The sequence below is a fragment of the Pseudomonas sp. NPDC089408 genome (assembly GCF_044749445.1).
Lineage (GTDB): Bacteria > Pseudomonadota > Gammaproteobacteria > Pseudomonadales > Pseudomonadaceae > Aquipseudomonas.
The window spans coordinates 376,687-396,668 of record NZ_JBIVHY010000002.1 but is presented as its reverse complement, the minus strand read 5'-3'; the positions used below and the strand labels follow the sequence as shown (position 1 = coordinate 396,668).

Annotated in this window: 18 protein-coding genes; 4 read left to right on the top strand and 14 right to left on the bottom strand. The window is 63.3% G+C overall.

Annotation, left to right across the window (positions count from 1 at the left end):
* Positions 1 to 39 precede the first annotated feature (39 nt).
* Both ccmB and ccmA read right to left on the bottom strand, forming a co-directional pair.
* Positions 40 to 708: a heme exporter protein CcmB gene (gene ccmB, locus ACIP02_RS05165; protein WP_012051653.1), complete on the bottom strand. Its 669-nt coding sequence runs from the start codon at positions 706 to 708 to the stop codon at positions 40 to 42.
* A complete protein-coding gene (ccmA, locus tag ACIP02_RS05160; protein ID WP_400613864.1) occupies positions 705 to 1,337 on the bottom strand; it encodes a cytochrome c biogenesis heme-transporting ATPase CcmA in 633 nt (210 codons plus the stop codon). Before ccmA ends, ccmB begins: the two co-directional genes overlap by 4 nt.
* Before the next feature lie 266 nt (positions 1,338 to 1,603).
* Here ccmA and ACIP02_RS05155 point away from each other — a divergent pair, with 266 nt between their 5' ends.
* The 4 genes from ACIP02_RS05155 to ACIP02_RS05140 all read left to right on the top strand — a co-directional run bounded on the left by ACIP02_RS05155 (position 1,604) and on the right by ACIP02_RS05140 (position 9,208).
* On the top strand, positions 1,604 to 3,160 hold the full coding sequence (locus ACIP02_RS05155; protein ID WP_400613862.1) for a flagellar hook-length control protein FliK: 1,557 nt from the start codon (positions 1,604 to 1,606) through the stop codon (positions 3,158 to 3,160).
* On the top strand, positions 3,157 to 3,498 hold the full coding sequence (locus tag ACIP02_RS05150; RefSeq protein ID WP_400613860.1) for an EscU/YscU/HrcU family type III secretion system export apparatus switch protein: 342 nt from the start codon (positions 3,157 to 3,159) through the stop codon (positions 3,496 to 3,498). Before ACIP02_RS05155 ends, ACIP02_RS05150 begins: the two co-directional genes overlap by 4 nt.
* A gap of 69 nt (positions 3,499 to 3,567) precedes the next feature.
* Positions 3,568 to 6,276 (top strand): dermonecrotic toxin domain-containing protein, encoded by a 2,709-nt coding sequence (locus ACIP02_RS05145; RefSeq protein WP_400613857.1) that lies wholly within the window; start codon positions 3,568 to 3,570, stop codon positions 6,274 to 6,276.
* 247 nt (positions 6,277 to 6,523) lie between these two features.
* Positions 6,524 to 9,208, top strand: coding sequence for a dermonecrotic toxin domain-containing protein (locus ACIP02_RS05140; RefSeq protein WP_400613855.1), 2,685 nt, complete (start codon positions 6,524 to 6,526; stop codon positions 9,206 to 9,208).
* Between the two features lie 32 nt (positions 9,209 to 9,240).
* Here the strand turns inward: ACIP02_RS05140 and ACIP02_RS05135 are convergent, their stop codons facing one another.
* The 12 genes from ACIP02_RS05135 to fleN form a co-directional block, all read right to left on the bottom strand.
* A complete protein-coding gene (locus ACIP02_RS05135) occupies positions 9,241 to 9,636 on the bottom strand; it encodes a DUF2802 domain-containing protein (protein WP_300031043.1) in 396 nt (131 codons plus the stop codon).
* A 1-nt stretch (position 9,637) separates the two neighbouring features.
* Complete coding sequence (locus ACIP02_RS05130; RefSeq protein WP_400613852.1) at positions 9,638 to 10,117, bottom strand: chemotaxis protein CheW; 480 nt, start codon at positions 10,115 to 10,117, stop codon at positions 9,638 to 9,640.
* 44 nt (positions 10,118 to 10,161) lie between these two features.
* Complete coding sequence (locus tag ACIP02_RS05125; RefSeq protein ID WP_400613850.1) at positions 10,162 to 11,055, bottom strand: chemotaxis protein CheW; 894 nt, start codon at positions 11,053 to 11,055, stop codon at positions 10,162 to 10,164.
* On the bottom strand, positions 11,055 to 11,843 hold the full coding sequence (locus ACIP02_RS05120; RefSeq protein WP_400613848.1) for a ParA family protein: 789 nt from the start codon (positions 11,841 to 11,843) through the stop codon (positions 11,055 to 11,057). Before ACIP02_RS05120 ends, ACIP02_RS05125 begins: the two co-directional genes overlap by 1 nt.
* Positions 11,844 to 12,048: 205 nt before the next feature.
* Positions 12,049 to 12,906: a flagellar motor protein MotD gene (gene motD, locus ACIP02_RS05115; RefSeq protein WP_400613845.1), complete on the bottom strand. Its 858-nt coding sequence runs from the start codon at positions 12,904 to 12,906 to the stop codon at positions 12,049 to 12,051.
* Positions 12,907 to 12,909: 3 nt separating this feature from the next.
* A complete protein-coding gene (locus ACIP02_RS05110) occupies positions 12,910 to 13,650 on the bottom strand; it encodes a flagellar motor protein (protein ID WP_201206453.1) in 741 nt (246 codons plus the stop codon).
* Positions 13,650 to 14,780 carry a chemotaxis response regulator protein-glutamate methylesterase gene (locus ACIP02_RS05105; protein WP_400613843.1) on the bottom strand — a complete coding sequence of 377 codons (1,131 nt, stop codon included), beginning with the start codon at positions 14,778 to 14,780 and terminating at the stop codon, positions 13,650 to 13,652. The genes ACIP02_RS05110 and ACIP02_RS05105 overlap by 1 nt, the downstream gene beginning before the upstream one ends.
* Positions 14,781 to 14,826: 46 nt before the next feature.
* The gene (locus ACIP02_RS05100) at positions 14,827 to 17,067 is read right to left on the bottom strand and encodes a chemotaxis protein CheA (protein ID WP_400613841.1); all 2,241 of its coding nucleotides are present in this window, start codon (positions 17,065 to 17,067) and stop codon (positions 14,827 to 14,829) included.
* Between the two features lie 12 nt (positions 17,068 to 17,079).
* On the bottom strand, positions 17,080 to 17,868 hold the full coding sequence (locus ACIP02_RS05095) for a protein phosphatase CheZ (RefSeq protein ID WP_400613839.1): 789 nt from the start codon (positions 17,866 to 17,868) through the stop codon (positions 17,080 to 17,082).
* Between the two features lie 20 nt (positions 17,869 to 17,888).
* Positions 17,889 to 18,263, bottom strand: coding sequence for a chemotaxis response regulator CheY (locus ACIP02_RS05090; RefSeq protein WP_010955070.1), 375 nt, complete (start codon positions 18,261 to 18,263; stop codon positions 17,889 to 17,891).
* Between the two features lie 132 nt (positions 18,264 to 18,395).
* Positions 18,396 to 19,136, bottom strand: a complete 741-nt coding sequence (gene fliA, locus ACIP02_RS05085) for an RNA polymerase sigma factor FliA (protein ID WP_400613835.1) — start codon at positions 19,134 to 19,136, stop codon at positions 18,396 to 18,398.
* Entirely contained in the window at positions 19,133 to 19,975 is an 843-nt protein-coding gene (gene fleN / locus ACIP02_RS05080; RefSeq protein WP_201206484.1) for a flagellar synthesis regulator FleN, read from the bottom strand. Before fleN ends, fliA begins: the two co-directional genes overlap by 4 nt.
* Positions 19,976 to 19,982 lie beyond the last annotated feature (7 nt).

Below are 19,982 nucleotides of genomic sequence, written 5' to 3'. Positions count from 1 at the left end.
CATCCAGGGTATTTGCCGGGCTTGAAAGCCCGGGACTCGTTATTCGCCGACGCTGATCTTCAGGCCGGCCGCTATCGCAAAGGGTGCCAGGGTCACAGCCAGGGCCGTGAGGCTGGCGAGCCAGAGCAGGTGGCCGGTTGCCGGCATATTTTGCAACGCCGCTTGCAACGCACCACTGCCCAGGATCAATACAGGGATATACAACGGCAGAATCAGCAACGCCAGTAACAAACCACCACGCTTCAGGCCGACTGTCAGCGCTGCGCCCACCGCACCCAGCAGGCTCAACACCGGCGTGCCCAGCAACAGCGAGCCGAGCAGCACCGGCAGGCAATGGCTGGGCAGCCCCAGCATCAGCGCCAGCAGCGGCGCCAACAATACCAGCGCCAGCCCGGAAAAGATCCAGTGCGCCAGCACCTTGGCCAGCACCAGCAGTGCCAGCGGGTGCGGCGACAGCACCCACTGCTCCAGCGAGCCGTCCTCGAAATCGCTGCGGAACAGGCCGTCCAGCGACAGCAGCACCGCGAGCAATGCGGCGACCCAGACCAGGCCTGGCGACAAGGTTTGCAACAATTGGCTTTCCGGGCCGACGGCGAGCGGGAACATGGCCACGACGATGGCGAAGAACACCAGCGGGTTGGCAAGCTCCGCCGGGCGGCGGAACAACAGGCGCGCTTCGCGGCGCAACAACAGGATGAATACGCTCATGCCGCCCATTGCCCCAGGTTCAGTTCACGGTAACCGGAGGGCTTGCGGTCCAGCGTATGGTGGGTGGTCAGCACCACCGTGCCGCCTTGCTCGCAGTGGGCCGCCAGGTGCGCTTCGAGTTGCGCCACGCCCTGCTTGTCGAGGGCGGTGAACGGTTCGTCGAGAATCCACAGCGGCGGGCCGGCCAGGTGCAGGCGGGCCAGGGCCACGCGGCGCTGCTGGCCGGCCGACAGGGTGTGACAGGGGACGTCTTCGAAACCGCGCAGGCCTACCGCCGCCAGTGCCGCCCAGATTGCCTCGCGGCTGGCCGGCTGGTGCAGGGCGCACAGCCAGGTGAGGTTTTCCTCGGCAGTGAGCAGGTCCTTGATGCCGGCGGCATGGCCGATCCACAGCAGGATGCTGGCCAGGGCATGGCGCTGCTCGGCCAGCGGCTTGCCACCCAGCAGGATCTGCCCGGCGGTGGGCTGCATCAAGCCGGCCAGCAGGCGGAGCAGGCTGGTCTTGCCACTGCCGTTGGGGCCGCTGATCTGCAGCATGTCGCCAGCACCCAGCTCGAAATCGAGCTGCTCGAACAGCAGGCGCCAGTCGCGCTCGCAGGCCAGGCCTGCGGCTTGGAGGTGAAGGGTCACGGTTTCGCCTTATCTTTTGTAGGGCTTTGGATCGGTGTTGCCTGGTTCGCGGGTAAACCCGCTCCTACAGGTACAGCGCAGCCCTGGAAGGCTGCACAACCCGTTGTAGGAGCGGGTTCACCCGCGAACCAGGCAACACCAACCTGAAGCCTTGTGTCTCAAGTCGCCCCCTACGCTGCCGTTATACTGGCAACCACGGGCGCCCGGCATTATTACACGCGCCGCCGCGCTGCCAAGAGGCCGGGTTCGACAGGTTGTATACAATCATGACTGAAATCAATAGTCTCGGCGCACAAACCGCGATCAACAGCCAAGCCATGAAGGCGGGCATGACCGGCGAACTGCTGCGCCTGATCCAGGCCCAGCCCGGTTTGCTGGCGCCTGGCGAGACCGCGCAAGCCGAAGTCGTGTCGTTGCGCCAGGCCGGTCAGGACTTTCAGCTGGTGCTGCGGCTGATTCAGGCCAACGGCGTACAGACCCAACTGCAGGCCAGCGCCAGCCAGCCACTGCCCCCGGGCAGCCAGGTCACCGTCAGCCAGACCGAAAGCAATCGCCTGGCAATCATGCTGCAGCAGGCCAACGCCAGCCAGGTCGCCATCCTCACCCGCCTGGACATCAGCAAAGTCCCAGTCGGCACCTTACTGCAAGGCAAGGTCGTGACCAACCAGGCCTTGGCCCAGGCGCCCGGGCAAGCACCGGTCTACCGGGCGCTGGTCAGCCTGCTCAACAGCGCCCAGGCCGGCGCCACCCTGAGCATCGACAGCCCTCGCCCGCTGGCCATCGGCAGCCTGCTCAGCGCACTGGTGCAGGGCGACCAGTCGCTGCGCTTTGTGCCGCTCAGCGGCAGGCAGGACCAGTTGAACATCGCCCAGCAGTTGCTGACCCAGCAAAACCGCCAGGCCTCGCTGCCCGGCCTGCTCAATGCCCTGCAACAGCTCACCCGCGCCCCGGACGCCGCGGGCGACCTGCGCGCCAGCGCCGAACGCCTGCTGGCCAGCCTGCCCGACGCCCGCCAGCTGGGCGACGCCAAGGGTGTGGCCCAGGCCCTGAACAACAGCGGCGCCTTCCTTGAAGCAAAACTGCTGGGCGGTTTCCCTGCCAGTGTCGCCACCGACCTCAAGGCGCACCTGCTGCGGCTGGTAGCCCAGGCCCAAAGCCTGCCGGCAGGCACCCCTAACCTGGCACCTGCCAGCTTGGCCGTGACCATGCCGGCACTGGCACGCAGCGCCCTGGGCATGCTCGAACGGGTCAGCCCCAAGCCTCAACCCGGAGCGTTCCCGCTGCCCTCCCGCCTGCTCAAGGCCCTGGAAGACGAAGGGGACCTGCAGCAGCTGCTACGCTTGGCTGCGGCGGCCGTTTCGCGCCTGCAGAGCCACGCCATGAGCAGCCTGCAACAGTCCGGCACGCTGGAAAACGGCAACCTGCAGACCACCTGGCAGACTGAAGTGCCGATTCGTTATGGCCAGGAGTTCATCCCGCTACAGGTCAAACTGCAACGCGAAGAAACCCCGCAACAACAGGCCGACCGCCAGCATGAGGCTCAAGACCCGCTGCAAGCCCTGTGGCGCATCGAACTGGCTTTCGACCTGGCACCACTCGGCCCCATGCAGGTGCAGGCGCAACTGAGCCAAGGCCGTCTCAACGGGCAGCTGTGGGCAGAGCGCGAGCCAACCGCGCGGCTGATCGATACCCAGCTCGGCGCCCTGCGCGAGCGCCTGCTGGCCCGAGGCCTAGACGTCGGCGACCTGGCGTGCCACCCCGGCACCCCGCCACAAGGCCCGCGCACGCGGGTGGAACAACGCTGGGTGGATGAAAACGCATGACACAGCAGCACGCCCGCCAGGCCATTGCCCTGAGCTACGACGGCCAGCAAGCCCCCACCCTCAGCGCCAAGGGTGACGATGCGCTGGCCGAGGCCATCCTGGCCCTGGCACGCGAGCACGAGGTGCCGATCTACGAAAACGCGGAGTTGGTGCGCCTGCTGGCGCGCCTGGAACTGGGCGAGCAGATCCCCGAAGCGCTGTACCTGACCATTGCCGAAATCATTGCCTTCGCCTGGCAACTACGGGGCAAGGTGCCCGCCGGTTTCAGCGACGAGCCCGAGGCGCCGCGCGACATCACCCCAGTAACCGCGCTGCTGCCACCTGGGGGCCATCGGTAGCTATCTACCACCCCGGTCGGCACCCGCCGTTCAGCCTTGTCATTCCCGTCAATGAGCAAGGTGAATACCATGTCCTCAAGCCGTATCAATGCTGCCGGCGTGCAATACGTCCGCGATCATCTCAGCCATGTGCCCCGCCCGGACCGCGAAGCCAGCCGGGCAATCCGGCAGTGGCTCAAGCAGCAAGGCCATGACCTCGACCCCGAGCAGATCGACGTCGTGGCGCTGCATTACTGCCCAGATGGCCACACTGGCTACCTCGCAGCTGTTACACAATGCATGAGCTTGCCCCAGGCGCTGCTGAGCAACTGGCAAGGAGAATCCAACAATGACCTGTTCGGTACCCTGTTTCGCACGCCATGGGCGGGCCATTTGCCCAATGGCCCGCTGCGGCTTGTAGAAACCTTGCCGGCGCCTGGCTTCAACCATTACGGAGCCTCGCATGAGGTGTTCAACGGTTTGTTCCGCCGCACCACGCCGCAACGCTATGACACCTCTACCCACCTGCCGGTAGCCGCCGAAGCCTTTCAGCACTTTATCGAAGCCCTGGACTTCCATACGCCATTCAAGGCCCAGCTGGACCGCTACTGGGGCGAGCATTTGCACAACCACCGCCTGGCCTGCAAACTCAATTTCATCGCCGCCTGTAACCAGCAGGTCGCTGAAGGCAGCCTCAGCGAAGCAGCCAGAAAGCTCATATGGCAAGCCGCCGGGCTGATGCCAGGTGGCATCACCCTGCGCTTGAGCATGCTGAACATCTATGGCTACGTCGCCACCGACCTGCTGTACCTGAACGACCCTGCCAGTGACCTGAGCGTGCTGTACGTACCCGGCAACAGCTCGCCGTTGCTGGAGTTCAGCAGCCACACGCAGTTGCAGGACTGGGTTGGCCAGCAGTGCAAAGACCCGCTCAAGCGCCAGGCCCTGAAGCAGCATTTCCGGCTGGCCGACCGCCCGCAGGGCCTCGACTTCAGCGGCCTGGATACCGCCCTCGAAGGGCTGGCCGAGTACCCCAGACGCCATCAGCTACCACCTGAGCATGGCTATTTCAACGACGACGGCACTTGGCCACCGCGCACCTACGTGAACTACCGGCCCGACACCTACAGCCCGAGGATTGACGGCGACCTGTTCCAGGCCCTGGCCGAGCGCCAGCGCCAGTGCAGTTACGATGACGCCGATTTCCTCATTACCCGCGACAGCCAGGTCAGCAAAGCGCGCTGGCTCGGTTACCTGACTACCACGCTCAACCTGCTGGCCCCGCTGTGCCTGGTAGTCCCAGGCCTGGCCCCGCTATTGGCCGTGGGCGGTATCGTGCAGCTTGGCCTGGGGCTGGACCAAGCGATCAACGGCGCCACGCTACAAGAGCAGCAAGACGGCGTTGGCACTATCACCTGGGGCCTGTTCAATGCCGCGCCGCTAGCAATCGTTGGCGCTACCAGGGCCAAGGCACTGTTCGAGTTCAAAACCGATGGTTTCGTCCCGCCAATACGACTGAACGAGCAGATCGGCTACCCATTGAGCCCAGTCTCGCCGCCCCGCGTCCCCGAGCCTGAAGGTGCGCAGTACTTCCACATGCCTGAGGCCATTGCACCACTGCCGGACGGCGACCAGGCCATCGCCGATTCGGTTATCCGCATGCCGCTCTACAGCCGCGATATCGACAACCTCGATGCCAGCATCGACACCTATAACGAACGCGTGGTCTACGACTTGGAACGCGATGTCTTCATTCGTGAACAGGACCTCAACGAAATCGACCCGGTCGGCTACGTCGCCAGGGCTGGAACCAGGGACCTGCAGCCTGTTCGCAGCACCCGCGTAGTCACCAACGCCATGCGCACCCGCAGCCTGCGCGCACTGGGCGTCGACCTTGCGCTGCCAGTGGAAATCCCGGCATTGGCCGTAGAAAGCCAACCGATCCCCAAGCAGGTCGCATGCCTCTGGGTGGGTGACAAAGTCATCAGCTCTGAACTGCTGGCCAACCTGGGCAGCAACGCCGAGCGCCTCAACGACAGCCAATACAGCCTGCGCCTGTACCTGTCCAGCGCCGCCCCCGAGGCCTACGCCGAGAACCTGCGCCTGCTGGCTGAACAAGCGCCCGGGCTACAGGTGCTGCCATTGGAAGAGCAAGCTTTCTTCAGGGCTTTTCGCCAGAGCAAATACTACCCCCAGTACGACGCCGCACTGGACGGCAATGGCGGTATCGCCAGCAACTACGCCTCGGCCTCGGATGTGCTGCGCTACCCGATGCTGCACCATGAAGGGGGCTTGTACATGGATGTGGACGACACCCTGCTGGCCACTGGCGAAACCATCGACCAGGTCGAATTGCGCACCACGCCCAACGGCCTGCTGCTGGCACCGCCCATGTCCAACGAAAAGTTGGGCATGAACTGCCTGTACAACACCAGCCTGATTGGCAGCCACCCCGGTAACCCCACCCTGGTAGCCATTTCCGAAGAGATGCATGCGCGGTACCAGACCAACCAGGATTTCTATGACAGCAAGCCAAGCCTGGCCGATGACCCGGCAAACTTTTACCGCTATGCCAACCGACTCAGCCGCATGACCGGCCCAGCCATGTTCAGCGATGTAGTCGACCGCCACCTGCCGGCGCTGCGTACCTTGCGCCAGCTTATCAACCTGTACGGCATGCCGCGGATCAACGCCTACAAGTTCGTCGACCTGCCGCGCAGCCAGGAAGCGATCCGCACACTGTTGCCACTGAACCGCTTTGCCAAGGTTGGCGGCAATCATTCCTGGAGCAGGACTTAAGCTGTGCCAGCCTTGCGCGGTCCCTGTAGGAGCGGCCTTGTGTCGCGATAGGGCCGCAGAGCGGCCCCGGCAATATAGGCGGCGAAGCTGAAATCTGGGGCCGCTCTGCGGCCCTATCGCGACACAAGGCCGCTCCTACAGGGATGGCGCAAGACGAACAGTCGCGCAAGGTGGTAACCATGTAGAACAGCCTGAACCCTCAGCCTGGATACCGTAGTGCCTCACTTATCCGCACAGGCAGACCCCCATGGCAGGCACCCTGGTAAACCACGCGGGCGAGCAGTTTGTCCGCACCCACCTGCAGCACATTCCCCGCCCTGACCGCCTGGCTTGCCAGGCTATCCGTGAATGGGCCAGACAACAGGGCCATGACCTAGACCCCGATAAGACCGACGTCGTCACCCTGCACTACCGTGGCGACAAGGCCGTCATCACGCAGCACCTTTCGCTCACCCAGGCGGTACTCGCGAACTGGCAAGGTGAAACCGACAAGAACTTGATCGGCCAGCTGTTCCCCGGCCACTGGGCAGGCACTTTGCCAAATAGACCGTTGACTATCGTCGAACGCCTGCCAGAACCCGGTGTGCTTGACAGCGGTGGCCACTACGCGGTTTTCAACGGCCTGTTCTGCAGGACTACTCCGGCCCGCTACGACAGCACCACGCACCTGGCGGTCGATGTCGAGGCCATGCAGCAGTTCATCCGGAACCTGGACTTCCACAAGCGCTTCACCAACATGCTGGACGGTTACTGGAACAAGGCCAGGGAAACTCATCGACAGTCCCTGCAAATCAGCTTCATCGCTGCCTGCAACAAACAGGTCCAGGAAGGCTCGTTGAGTGATGCAGGCCGCCAACTGATCTGGCAGGCTGCGGGCATCATGCAAAGCGTTCCCGGCTTGGAGGTCAGGGCCTTGAACGTTTATGGCTACACCGCCACTGACTTGATTTACATCGCTGCCCCGGCACAGCAGCCAGTACTGCTGTACGTGCCTGGCAACTCATCGCCCTTCCATGAATTCGACGACATGGATGGCCTGAAGACCTGGTTCGCTGACCAATGCGGTGATGATGAAAAACGTCAAAGCCTGCGCCAGTATTTCAAACTGGCCGACACCCCTGACGGCCTGGACTTCAGCGGCCTGGACACAGCCCTGGACGGCCTTGGCGCCTATCCGGGCATGCACCATCGATCGCCCAACCGGCCAGGGTTTACCGTTGATGGCCACTGGCCTCCGAGCGAGTACGTCAACTACAAGGCCGACAAGTACAGCCCGCAGCTGGAGGGCGACCTGTTCGCCGCCCTGACACAGCGCCAACACGAACGCAGCTATGCCGATGCCGACTTCATCATTACTAGCGATGCGCAAGTGACCAAGGCGCGCTGGCGCGGCTACCTGGTGACCACGCTCAACCTGCTGGCGCCGCTGGCCCTGGTAGTGCCCGAGCTCATACCGTTACTGGCGGTCGGCGGTATCGCGCAGGTTGGCCTGGGGCTTGATCAGGCGATCAACGGTAAAAGCCTTGCAGACAAGGACGCAGGCGTTGGCGACATCGCCTTCGGCCTGCTCAATGCCGCCCCGTTCGCCATGCTCCCGGCAGCCCGCCCGCGAATGCTGTTCCCAGGCAAAAGCTCGCGCTTCATCGTGCCCACGCGCTTGAACGATCAGTGGGGTTACCCCATGAGCCCCAATAGCCCTCCGCGGTTGCCTGAAGAGGCAGTGGCAGACTTCTTCGTGCCGGCCGAACCACCGGTGGCCGCTGCACGAATAGCCAGAGGCCCGTTGAATCATGCAACGGGGACCACCGCGCTGCTGGCACTCAAGGACGGCAACGAAGTCGAAGTTCTGTACGACATTCAACACGATGCCTTCATCCTCAAAGAGGATGCCAACGAAGTGCTGCCCAACTATTACCAGGTAACTGCGGGTACTCGCGATCTGTACGAGGTCAACCCGGTCACGCGGGGCGCCAGCGATGCGATGCGCATGTACACCTTGCGTAATCTGGATGTCGAGCTGCAACTGCCACTCAGCGTGCCACTGGTCGACAGCGCGCACGTAACGCCGCTGCCGAAGCGAATCCTCAGCATCTGGGTCGGCAACAAAAGCATTCCCGATGAGCTGGTAGAGAACATCGCCAGCAATGCCAAACGCCTTGAGGGCACGGGCTTCACCTATGACTTCTATCTGTCCAAGGCCAACCCCAAAGCGTTCATGAAGAACCGGGCCAAGCTGACCGCGGCGTCGAACCTTCAGGTCAAGACCCTGGAAGAACAGCCCTTCTACACCGCTTTCGAGCAGTCTGACTTCTACCATCAGTACCGCCAGGCCCTGGACAGCGACGGGGCAAACTTCGCGTCAGCCTCCGACATCCTGCGCTACCCGTTGCTCGATGCGCAGGGCGGCATTTACATGGACGTCGATGACACCTTGCGCAGCTTTGAAGACAACCCCGACAGCTTCGCGATGATCAGCTCGGTGGCCTTGAAAACCACGCCCGATGGCCTGGTCCTCGGCAGCCCGGTGAACAACGAGCTGGTGGGCATGCATTGTGACTACAACAGCAACATCATCGGCAGCCACGCCAACAACCCTACCCTGCGCGCGATTTCCGCCGAGATGAACGCACGCTTGTGCAGCAACCCGTCGTTCTACGACACCAGGCCGCTGGCCGGCACCCACGGTTACGAAGCCTACGCTCAGGAACTGAGCCGTATGACCGGCCCTGGCCTGCTCAATGATATGGTTGCCCGGCACCTGCCCAGGCTGCAGTTCCTGCGGCAACTGAGCAAGCTGGAGTCGATACCGGAGACCGGTTATCGCTCCCTTATGGCAGATCTGGCCTTACCTGTTGCCCAGGCGCGCAACATCGACCAGGCGTTGGGCAGCGTAGCGACTATCGGCAACTACCACTCATGGGGCAGGCCCTGAAACAAACCGGGCGACTTGCGTCGCCCGTTTCCTCAGCCGCTGCGGTGCAGCTTGCTCATCAGCTCGGCTTCAGCCTGGGTCAGGCCGCAGCTTTCGGTCAGCTCGGCGACACTGGCCCCCATGCCCACCAGTTTGGCGGCCTGGCTGAAGGTGACATTGCTGGGGTCGCGCTGCTCCAGCTGCTGGATCTTGTCTGTCAGCGGTGCCACCGTCACGCTCAGCTCGTGCAGCGCCTCGCCCATGCGCACGGTACCGTTCTGGTAGTCGTCCAGGCGCTTGGCCAGGTCCTTGATGCGCTGGTCGCGCAGCGCATCGCCTTCGGCCTGTTGTGCGGCCAGCTCGCGCTGGCGCTTGCTGTAGTTGAGGAAGAACCACAGGCTCAGCGCCCAGACCAGCGCCAGGAAGATGACAGCAACCTGTAGGATCAACTCAGATGTTCTCCAGCTCGGACCACTCTTCCTCGGTCATCATCTTGTCCAGTTCGACCAGAATCAGCAGCTCGCCGTTCTTGTTGCACACGCCCTGGATGAACTTGGCCGACTCTTCGTTGCCCACGTTCGGCGCGGTCTCGATTTCCGACTGACGCAGGTACACCACCTCGGCCACGCTGTCGACCAGAATGCCGACCACTTGCTTGTCAGCCTCGATGATGACGATACGGGTGTTGTCGGTGACTTCGGTCGGCATCAGGCCAAAGCGCTGGCGGGTGTCGATCACGGTCACCACGTTGCCGCGCAGGTTGATGATGCCCAGCACGTAGCTTGGCGCACCCGGCACCGGGGCAATCTCGGTGTAGCGCAGCACTTCCTGCACCTGCATCACATTGATGCCGTAGGACTCGTTGTCCAGCCGGAAGGTGACCCACTGCAGGATCGGATCTTCGGTACCTTGTGCAGACGACTTTTTCATTCCCCTAGCCCTCTAAATCCGCTGTCTGGCGGTTGTGTTCGGTGTCATTTGTGTTTGGCATGCAGCTGCTTGACCGCGCCGCTGGCGATCAGCTCGGCCAGTGCGGCGACGTCGAGCAATGCACACATGTGTTCTATTACCGTGCCGGCCAGCCACGGGCGCTGGCCCCGCTGGCTGCGCCACTTGATCTCGGACGGGTCCAGGCGCAACGAGCGGCTGACCTGGTGCACCGCTAGCCCCCATTCGTAGCCCTGCACGGAAATCACGTATTGCAGGCCCTGGCGGAAATCATCGCGGTAGCGGTCTGGCATCACCCAACGCGCGGTGTCCAGCACCTTCAGGTTGCCGGCCTGGCAGGTCAGGATGCCGAGAAACCAGTCGGGCTGGCCGAACAGCGGCGTCAGTTCCTGGCCGGCCAGGTTGTAGATCGAGCCCAGGCACACCAGCGGCACGGCCAGGGTCAGCCCGGCCACATCGAACAGCAGGCATTCGAACGGTTCAGCCGCCCACACCGGGCGACCGTCGACGCTGGCAGGCGGCACCGGAAAATCGGGCGCCGGCAGGTGCACATCAACCAGCGGCACGGCCGGTTCCACCACCGGTTCTTCGACCAGCACCGGTATGGCCGCCTCGGCCACCACCGTTTGCTCGACCACTGTCACTACCGGGGCTTCCAGCGGTACCCGGCTGGGCAACACCACCGGCCGGGGCTCGGCGAAGGGCCGCGGGGCAAGGCTTGCCAGGGCTTCGGCAGGTTCAGGCCGGGCCGGTTGGCGGGCATCGCGGGCCTGCTCTTCGCGCACGGCCTCGGCGAACTCGTCCGTCGCGGCCGGCAGCTCGTCCAGCACTTCGGCTTCGGTGGCCTCTTGCAGCAGGCCATCCAGGTACGACTGCAGGGCCATCTGTGGCCGAGTGCCGGTTTGTTGGATTCGGGTCATCAGGCCACCTGCGCTGCAGTTTTGTAGGTCAGCAGGTGCTTGAGCAGCGCCCGGTAGGCAACCAGCCCGCGGCTCTTGCTGTCGAACTGCGAAGGCGTGACACCCTTGCGGCTGGCATCGCGCAGGCGCGTGTCCACCGGGATGTAACCTTGCCATACCTGTTGGCCGTAGCTGTCACGCAGCTGCTTGAGGGTGCCCAGCGAGGCCTGGGTGCGGCGGTCGAACAGGGTCGGCACGATCTGGTACGGCAGCGCCTGCTTGCGCGAGCGGTTGACCATGGCCAGGGTACCCACCATGCGCTCCAGGCCCTTGACCGCGAGAAACTCGGTTTGCACCGGAATGACCAGCTGCTGGCTGGCGGCCAGGGCATTGACCATCAGCACACCCAGCAAGGGCGGGCTGTCGATCAGGGCAAAGTCGAAATCCTGCCACAGCTGCGCCAGACTCTTGGCGATCACCAGGCCCAGGCCATTCTGCCCCGGCGACTGGCGCTCCAGCACGGCCAGCGCGGTGCTCGACGGCAACAGCGAAATGCGCTCGTCACTGGTAGGTAGCAACAGTTGCCCGGGTAAGCCCTCCGGCACCGTGCCCTTGTGCAGGAACAGGTCGTAGCAACTGTGCTCCAGGGCATCCGGGTTGTGCCCGAAATAGCTGGTCATCGACCCGTGCGGGTCGAGGTCGACAACGACCACGCGCTTGCCGGCCTCGGCCAGCAGGCCGGCCAGGGCGATGGTCGTGGTGGTCTTGCCGACGCCACCTTTTTGATTGGCTACTGCCCAGACTCTCATCAAGCAAACTCTATCTATTGATTTGGCAGGGACTGTCTTGCTCAAATTTCGAAAGCGCACGCGCTCAATGTAGGAGCGGGTTTACCCGCGAACACCGGCGCAGCCGGTGCCATACACCGCGTCGTCTGATTCGCGGGTAAACCCGCTCCTACACAGATCGGCGGTAATCCTACCTACCCTGCAACGGTGACAGAGAATTGACGAGTTACTGCCCCGCCACCGTTGCTGCCGTTGCCGGTGCACTTTGTGTGCCAGCCCGGCGTAATGCAGCATCCGGTGTGGCGTTGGCACTGCCCGAGCCGGTCAGGCTACGGCGCACTTCGAGGTTACGGGAAATCACCAGCACCACCCGGCGGTTACGCGCACGGCCGTCGGCGGTGTCGTTGCTGGCCACCGGCTGGTACTCGCCGTAGCCGACCGAGGCCATGCGCGCCGGGTTCACCCCTTCCATGGCCAGCAGGCGCACGATGCTCGCCGCCCGCGCCGACGACAGCTCCCAGTTGGTCGGGTACTGCGCGGTGCGGATCGGCAGGTTGTCGGTGAAGCCCTCGACGTGCACCGGGTTGGCGAACGGCTTGAGAATGTTGGCGACCTTCTCGATGATGGCAAACGCCTTGTCACTGGGCATGGCATCACCGCTGCCGAACAGCAGCGACGAATTGAGCTCGATCTCGATCCACAGCTCGTTGCCGCGCACGGTCATCTGGTCGCTGTTGATCAGGTCGCCAAAGGCATCGCGCACGTCGTCACTGATGGTTTTCAACGGGTCGACATTGGTCGCCGCAAGGCCGGCCTCGGTCTGCTCGCTGTCATTGACCAGCGGCTCGGCCGGGCGCACGCTCAGCGGCTTCTCTTCGCCGATGGGGATCGGCTTGACCGCCCGCTCAGGGTCGTTGAACACCCCCAGCAATGCCTGGGAAATGACCTTGTACTTGCCCTCGTTGATCGAGGAAATCGAGTACATCACCACGAAAAAGGCGAACAGCAAGGTAATGAAGTCGGCGTAAGACACCAGCCAGCGTTCGTGGTTTTCGTGTTCCTCGGTATGACGACGGCGACGCATGGGTTACTCCATGAAGCCTTGCAGCTTCAGCTCGATCGAGCGCGGGTTCTCGCCTTCGGCGATCGACAACAAGCCTTCGAGCAGCATCTCGCGGTAGCGCGACTGGCGCATGACAATGGCCTTGAGCTTGCTGGCAACCGGCAGCAGGATCAGGTTGGCACTGGCCACGCCATAAATGGTGGCCACGAAGGCTACAGCAATGCCGTTACCCAGCTGCGACGGGTCGGCCAGGTTGCCCATCACGTGGATCAGGCCCATCACCGCGCCAATGATACCGATGGTCGGTGCGTAACCACCCATGCTCTCGAATACCTTGGCCGCCTGGATGTCACGGCCTTCCTGGGTCAGGAAATCGACTTCGAGGATGCTGCGGATGGCTTCCGGCTCGGCGCCGTCCACCAGTAACTGCAAGCCCTTGCGCGCATAGGGGTCGGGCTCGCTGTCGGCCACTCCTTCCAGGCCTAGCAGGCCCTCCTTGCGTGCAGTCAGGCTCCAGTTCACCACGCGGTCGATACCGCCCGCCAGGTCAACCCGCGGCGGGAACAGGATCCAGCGCAAAATCTGCAAGGCGCGCTTGAACGACGACAGCGGCGACTGCAGCAAAGCCGCCGCCAAGGTACCGCCCAGCACGATCAAGGCCGCAGGGCCATTGATCAGGGCACCGACATGGCCGCCCTCAAGAAAGTTGCCACCGACGATGGCAACAAAGGCGAGGATCAGGCCGATCAGGCTAAGGACGTCCATCAGACGCACGCCTCTACCAGGTGCTTGCCGATCTCGTCCAGGCTGTACACCGCGTCGGCCAGGTTGGCCTTGACGATGGCCATGGGCATGCCATAGATCACGCAGCTGGCTTCATCCTGAGCCCACACCGTGCTACCGCCCTGCTTGAGCAGGCGTGCGCCTTCGCGGCCATCGGCGCCCATGCCGGTGAGCACCACCGACAGCACCTTGTCGCCATACGACTTGGCCGCCGAACCGAAGGTGATGTCCACGCATGGCTTGTAGTTCAGGCGCTCGTCACCGGGCAGGATCTTCACCGTGCCACGGCCGTCGATCATCATCTGCTTGCCACCAGGCGCCAGCAGGGCCAGGCCCGGGCGCAGCATGTCGCCGTCTTCGGCTTCCTTGACGCTGATGCGGCACAGTTTATCGAGGCGTTCGGCAAAGGCTTTGGTGAACGCCGCCGGCATGTGCTGGATCAGCACGATCGGCGCCGGGAAGTTGGCTGGCAACTGGGTCAACACCCGCTGCAAGGCCACCGGCCCCCCGGTGGAGGTACCGATAGCCACCAGCTTGTATGGCTTGCGCTTGGGGGCTGGCGAATGCGCTGGCGCGGCGGCTGGGGCCAGCGCACGGGCAGGCACAGGGGCGCGTGCCGCTGTCGGGCTGCTGAAATTGCTGGCAGGCGCGTGGCTGCTGGCGGGCGCGGCTGCAGCCACCGGTGCATGGCTGGCATAGCTGCCAAAACGGCGGTTGCTGCGCGAAAGGGTATGCACCTTCTCGCACAGCATCTGCTTGACCTTGTCGGGGTTGCGCGAGATGTCCTCGAAGTTTTTCGGCAGGTAATCCACCGCGCCGGCATCCAGCGCATCGAGGGTGACCCGGGCACCTTCATGGGTCAGCGAGGAAAACATCAACACCGGCGTCGGGCAACGCTGCATGATGTGCCGCACCGCGGTAATGCCATCCATCATGGGCATTTCGTAGTCCATGGTGATGACATCGGGCTTGAGCGCCAGCGCCTGGTCAATTGCTTCCTTGCCGTTGGTCGCGGTACCTACTACCTGGATCGTTGGATCCGCCGAGAGGATTTCCGAGACGCGGCGGCGGAAGAAACCGGAATCATCCACCACCAGGACCTTGACTGCCATAAACACTCCATTAGGCGGCGCAACCCGCCAGGGTGCGCCACCGAAATCAAATACGCCGCGCGGCGTAACGCTTGAGCATGCTCGGGACGTCGAGAATCAACGCGATGCGACCGTCGCCGGTAATGGTGGCCCCGGACATGCCCGGGGTACCCTGCAGCATCTTGCCCAGCGGCTTGATTACCACTTCTTCCTGGCCCACCAGTTGATCGACGACAAAGCCGATGCGCTGGGTGCCGACCGACAGGATCACCACGTGGCCCTCGTGCTGCTCTTCGTGCACCTGGCCCTGCACCAGCCAGCGCTTGAGGTAGAACAGCGGCAGCGCCTTGTCGCGCACGATCACCACTTCCTGGCCGTCGACCACGTTGGTGCGCGACAGGTCGAGGTGGAAGATTTCGTTGACGTTGACCAGCGGGAAGGCAAACGCCTGGTTGCCCAGCATCACCATCAGGGTGGGCATGATCGCCAGGGTCAGCGGCACCTTGATGACGATCTTCGAGCCCTGGCCCTTGGCCGAGAAGATGTTGATCGAGCCGTTGAGCTGGGAGATCTTGGTTTTCACCACGTCCATGCCCACGCCACGCCCCGACACGTCGGAAATCTCGGTCTTGGTCGAGAAACCCGGGGCAAAGATCAGGTTGTAGCAGTCCGATTCGCTCAGGCGATCGGCGGCGTCCTTGTCCATCAGGCCCTTTTCCACCGCCTTGGCGCGCAGGATGTTCGGGTCCATGCCCTTGCCGTCGTCCGAAATCGACAGCAGGATGTGGTCGCCTTCCTGCTCCGCCGACAGCACTACGCGGCCGGTGCGTGCCTTGCCCGACGCTTCGCGCTCATCGGGCATCTCGATGCCGTGGTCGACGGCGTTGCGCACCAAGTGCACCAACGGGTCGGCCAAGGCCTCGACCAGGTTCTTGTCGAGGTCGGTCTCTTCACCGACCAGCTCCAGGTTGATCTCTTTCTTCAGCTGGCGGGCCAGGTCGCGGACCAGGCGCGGGAAGCGGCCGAAGACTTTCTTGATCGGCTGCATGCGGGTTTTCATCACCGCGGTCTGCAGGTCGGCAGTGACCACATCGAGGTTGGACACGGCCTTGGACATGGCCTCGTCACCGCTGTTCAGGCCCAGGCGTACCAGGCGGTTTCGCACCAGCACCAGTTCGCCGACCATGTTCATGATCTCGTCCAGGCGCGCGGTATCGACGCGCACCGTAGTTTCTGCTTCGCTGACGGCATGCTTGTCGGCGGCCGGGGCCGGCGCGCGCGGTGCCGCTGCCGGTTTGCTGGCAGGCACGGGTGCCGGGGCGGCGGTTGGCTTGGCCACCGGCTGGCTGTCGGCCTTGGCTGCGGCCGGGGCTTGCACCTTGGCCGCAACCGGGGCTTCGACAGCCGCTGCATCGCCACCGAACTTGCCCTTGCCATGCAACTGGTCCAGCAGTGCTTCGAACTCGTGTTCGCTGATTTCGTCGCTGGCCGATGCGGCAGGCTCTGCCACGTCAGGCGCTGGCGCCTTGGCCGCAGGCAAGGCATCGGCCTGGAAGGTGCCCTTGCCATGCAGCTGGTCGAGCAGCGATTCGAATTCGGCGTCAGTGATTTCGTCACTGAGCGGTTCGGCACTTGCGGCAGCCACCGGCGCAGCAACCTCGGCGCTGAACTGGCCTTTGCCATGCAACTGGTCCAGCAGCGATTCGAACTCGGCATCGGTGATTTCATCACCTGCACCACTTACAACCTCACCCTGCATCTGCTCGTCGGCCGCAGCCTGAGCCTTGACCGCGTCGAGCGAATCGAGCAGCTGCTCGAACTCGCTGTCGGTGATGTCCTGGTGCTGCTCCTCGGCCACCACCGGCGCCTCGGCGACCGGCTCCGGGGCAGGCACTGGCGCTGTAGCAGCCTCGGCACCGCCCGGCTCGGCCAGGCGCGCCAGCGCCGCCAGCAGCTCGGGGGTGGCCGGGGTCACTTCGGCGCGCTCGCGCACCTGGCCAAACATGCTGTTGACCGTGTCCAGTGCTTCGAGCACCACGTCCATCAGTTCCGCGTCGACCCGGCGCTCACCTTTGCGCAGGACGTCGAACACGTTCTCGGCGATATGGCAGCACTCCACCAGCTCGTTCAGCTGAAGGAAGCCGGCGCCCCCTTTTACAGTGTGGAAACCGCGAAAGATCGCATTGAGCAGGTCGGCATCATCGGGTCGGCTTTCCAGCTCGACCAGTTGCTCGGACAGTTGCTCAAGAATTTCGCCGGCTTCTACCAGGAAATCCTGGAGGATTTCTTCATCGGCGCCGAAGCTCATCAAACGTGCTCCTTAAAAACCCAGGCTGGACAGCAAATCATCGACATCGTCCTGACCGGACACGACGTCTTCACGCTTATCGGCATGAATCTGCGGACCTTCACCCCGAGTCGGATGTTTTTCTGCATCTTTTTCTGCGCGCAATTGATCGTGGTCATGCTGGATGCCGGCAAAGCGGTCGACCTGGCTGGCCATCAACACCAGTTTGAGCAGGTTGCTTTCCACTTCGGTCACCAGGTTGGTGACGCGCTTGATCACCTGCCCGGTCAGGTCTTGATAGTCCTGGGCCAACAGAATGTCATTGAGGTGGCCCGCGACCTTGCGGTTACCGGTGGCGCTGTGCGTCAGAAAACTGTCGACCCGTTTGACAAGGTCACGGAATTCCGGCGCCGCCACTTCGCGGCGCATGAAGCGCTGCCAGTCGGTGCTCAGGGCCTTGGCCTCGCTGGCCAGGTCGTTGAGCACCGGAGTGCTTTCTTCGACCAGGTCCATGGTGCGGTTGGCCGCGCCTTCGGTGAGCTTGACCACATACGACAGGCGCTCGGTGGCGTCGGTAATCTGCGACACCTCCTCGGCCTGCGGCATGGTCGGGTCGATCTGGAAGCTGACAATCGCACTGTGCAGCTCGCGGGTCAGCTTGCCGACTTCCTGGTACAGGCCGCGGTCGCGAGTCTGGTTCAGCTCGTGAATCAGCTGCACCGCCTCGCCGAAACGGCCCCGCTCCAGGCTTTCGACCAACTCCTGGGCATGTTTCTTCAGGGTCGATTCGAACTCGCCCAAAGAGTTTTGTGATGAATCCATGGCGCGCCCCCTGACGTGACTCAGCCGTTGACGCGTTCGAAGATCTTCTCGATCTTTTCTTTGAGCACCTGGGCGGTGAACGGCTTGACCACGTAACCATTGACGCCGGCCTGGGCCGCTTCGATGATCTGGTCACGCTTGGCTTCGGCGGTCACCATCAGTACCGGCATGCTTTTCAGCTTGTCGCTGGCGCGCACTTTGCGCAGCAGGTCGATGCCGGACATGCCAGGCATGTTCCAGTCGGTCACCAGGAAGTCGTAATGGCCGTTCTCCAGCATCGGCAGCGCCGTGGTGCCGTCGTCGGCCTCGTCGGTGTTGGTGAAGCCCAGGTCACGCAACAGGTTCTTGATGATCCGCCGCATCGTCGAAAAGTCGTCAACGATGAGGATTTTCATGTTTTTGTCCAATCTAGACCTCCATGCAGTCTCAAACGCGCCCGGCCTACCGGGCACGCACTCATTCAATTCGGTACAACGTGGAAATGCACGTGGCAACACACGTGGAAAACGACTGCAACGACAGCAGGCTCAGCGTGCCCGCCATTCCCCCAGGCGGCTGCGCAAACGCGCGGCACACTGGCTGTGCAACTGGCTGACCCGCGACTCGCTGACCCCCAGCACCTCACCGATTTCCTTGAGGTTCAACTCTTCGTCGTAGTACAGCGCCAGCACCAGGCGTTCACGCTCCGGCAGGTTGGCAATGGCCTCGGTCAGGGCGATCTGGAAGCGCTCGTCCTCCAGCCCACGGGCAGGTTCGACCTGGCCGCTGGCGCCATCCTCATGCAGCCCTTCGTGCTCGCCGTCCTGCAGCAGGTCGTCGAAGCTGAACAGGCGGCTGCCCAAGGTATCGTTCAAGATCCCGTAGTAATCATCGAGACTCAATTGGAGTTCGGCAGCAACTTCATGATCTTTAGCGTCACGGCCTGTTCTGGCTTCAACTGCACGCATCGCGTCACTGACCATGCGGGTGTTGCGGTGCACCGAACGCGGTGCCCAGTCGCCTTTGCGTACTTCATCCAGCATCGCCCCGCGGATGCGGATGCCGGCGTAGGTTTCAAAACTGGCGCCCTTGCTGGCGTCATACTTGTTGGCCACTTCCAGCAGGCCGATCATGCCGGCCTGGATCAGGTCCTCGACCTGAACGTTGGCCGGCAAGCGCGCCAGCAAATGGTAGGCGATGCGCTTGACCAGCGGTGCGTAGCGTTCGATCAGTTCGTACTGGGCGTCTTTCGCCGCCCGGCTGTACATCTTGAAGCCACTGGCGCTCATAGCACGGGTCCCGCGCTGGTGGGTTGCACCAGGCGCTCGACAAAGAACTCCAGGTGGCCACGCGGGTTGGCCGGCAGCGGCCAGCTGTCGACCTTCTGGGCAATCGCTTTGAAGGCCAGCGCACACTTGGAGCGAGGGAAGGCTTCGTACACGGCGCGCTGCTTCTGCACTGCCTTGCGCACACACTCATCGTATGGCACGGCGCCCACGTACTGCAGGGCAACGTCAAGGAAGCGGTCAGTGACCTTGGTCAGCTTGGCAAACAGGTTGCGCCCTTCCTGCGGGCTCTGCGCCATGTTGGCCAGCACGCGGAAGCGGTTCATGCCGTAATCGCGGTTGAGCAACTTGATCAGCGCGTAGGCGTCGGTAATCGAGGTGGGTTCGTCGCACACCACCAGCAGCACTTCCTGGGCGGCGCGAACAAAGCTGACGACCGAGTCACCGATACCCGCAGCGGTATCGATCACCAGCACGTCGAGGTTGTCGCCAATTTCGCTGAACGCCTGGATCAGCCCGGCATGCTGGGCCGGCGCCAGGTGCACCATGCTCTGGGTGCCCGAAGCTGCCGGCACGATGCGTACACCGCCAGGGCCCTGCAGCATCACGTCACGCAGCTCACAGCGCCCTTCGATGACATCGGCGAGGGTACGTTTGGGGGTAAGGCCCAACAACACGTCAACATTGGCCAGGCCCAGGTCGGCGTCCAGCAGCATGACCCTGCGGCCAAGCTCGGCCAGCGCCAGGGACAGGTTCACTGAAACGTTAGTCTTACCGACGCCACCTTTGCCACCGGTCACGGCGATCACCTGTACGGGATGCATGCTACCCATGTCTGAAATTCACCTT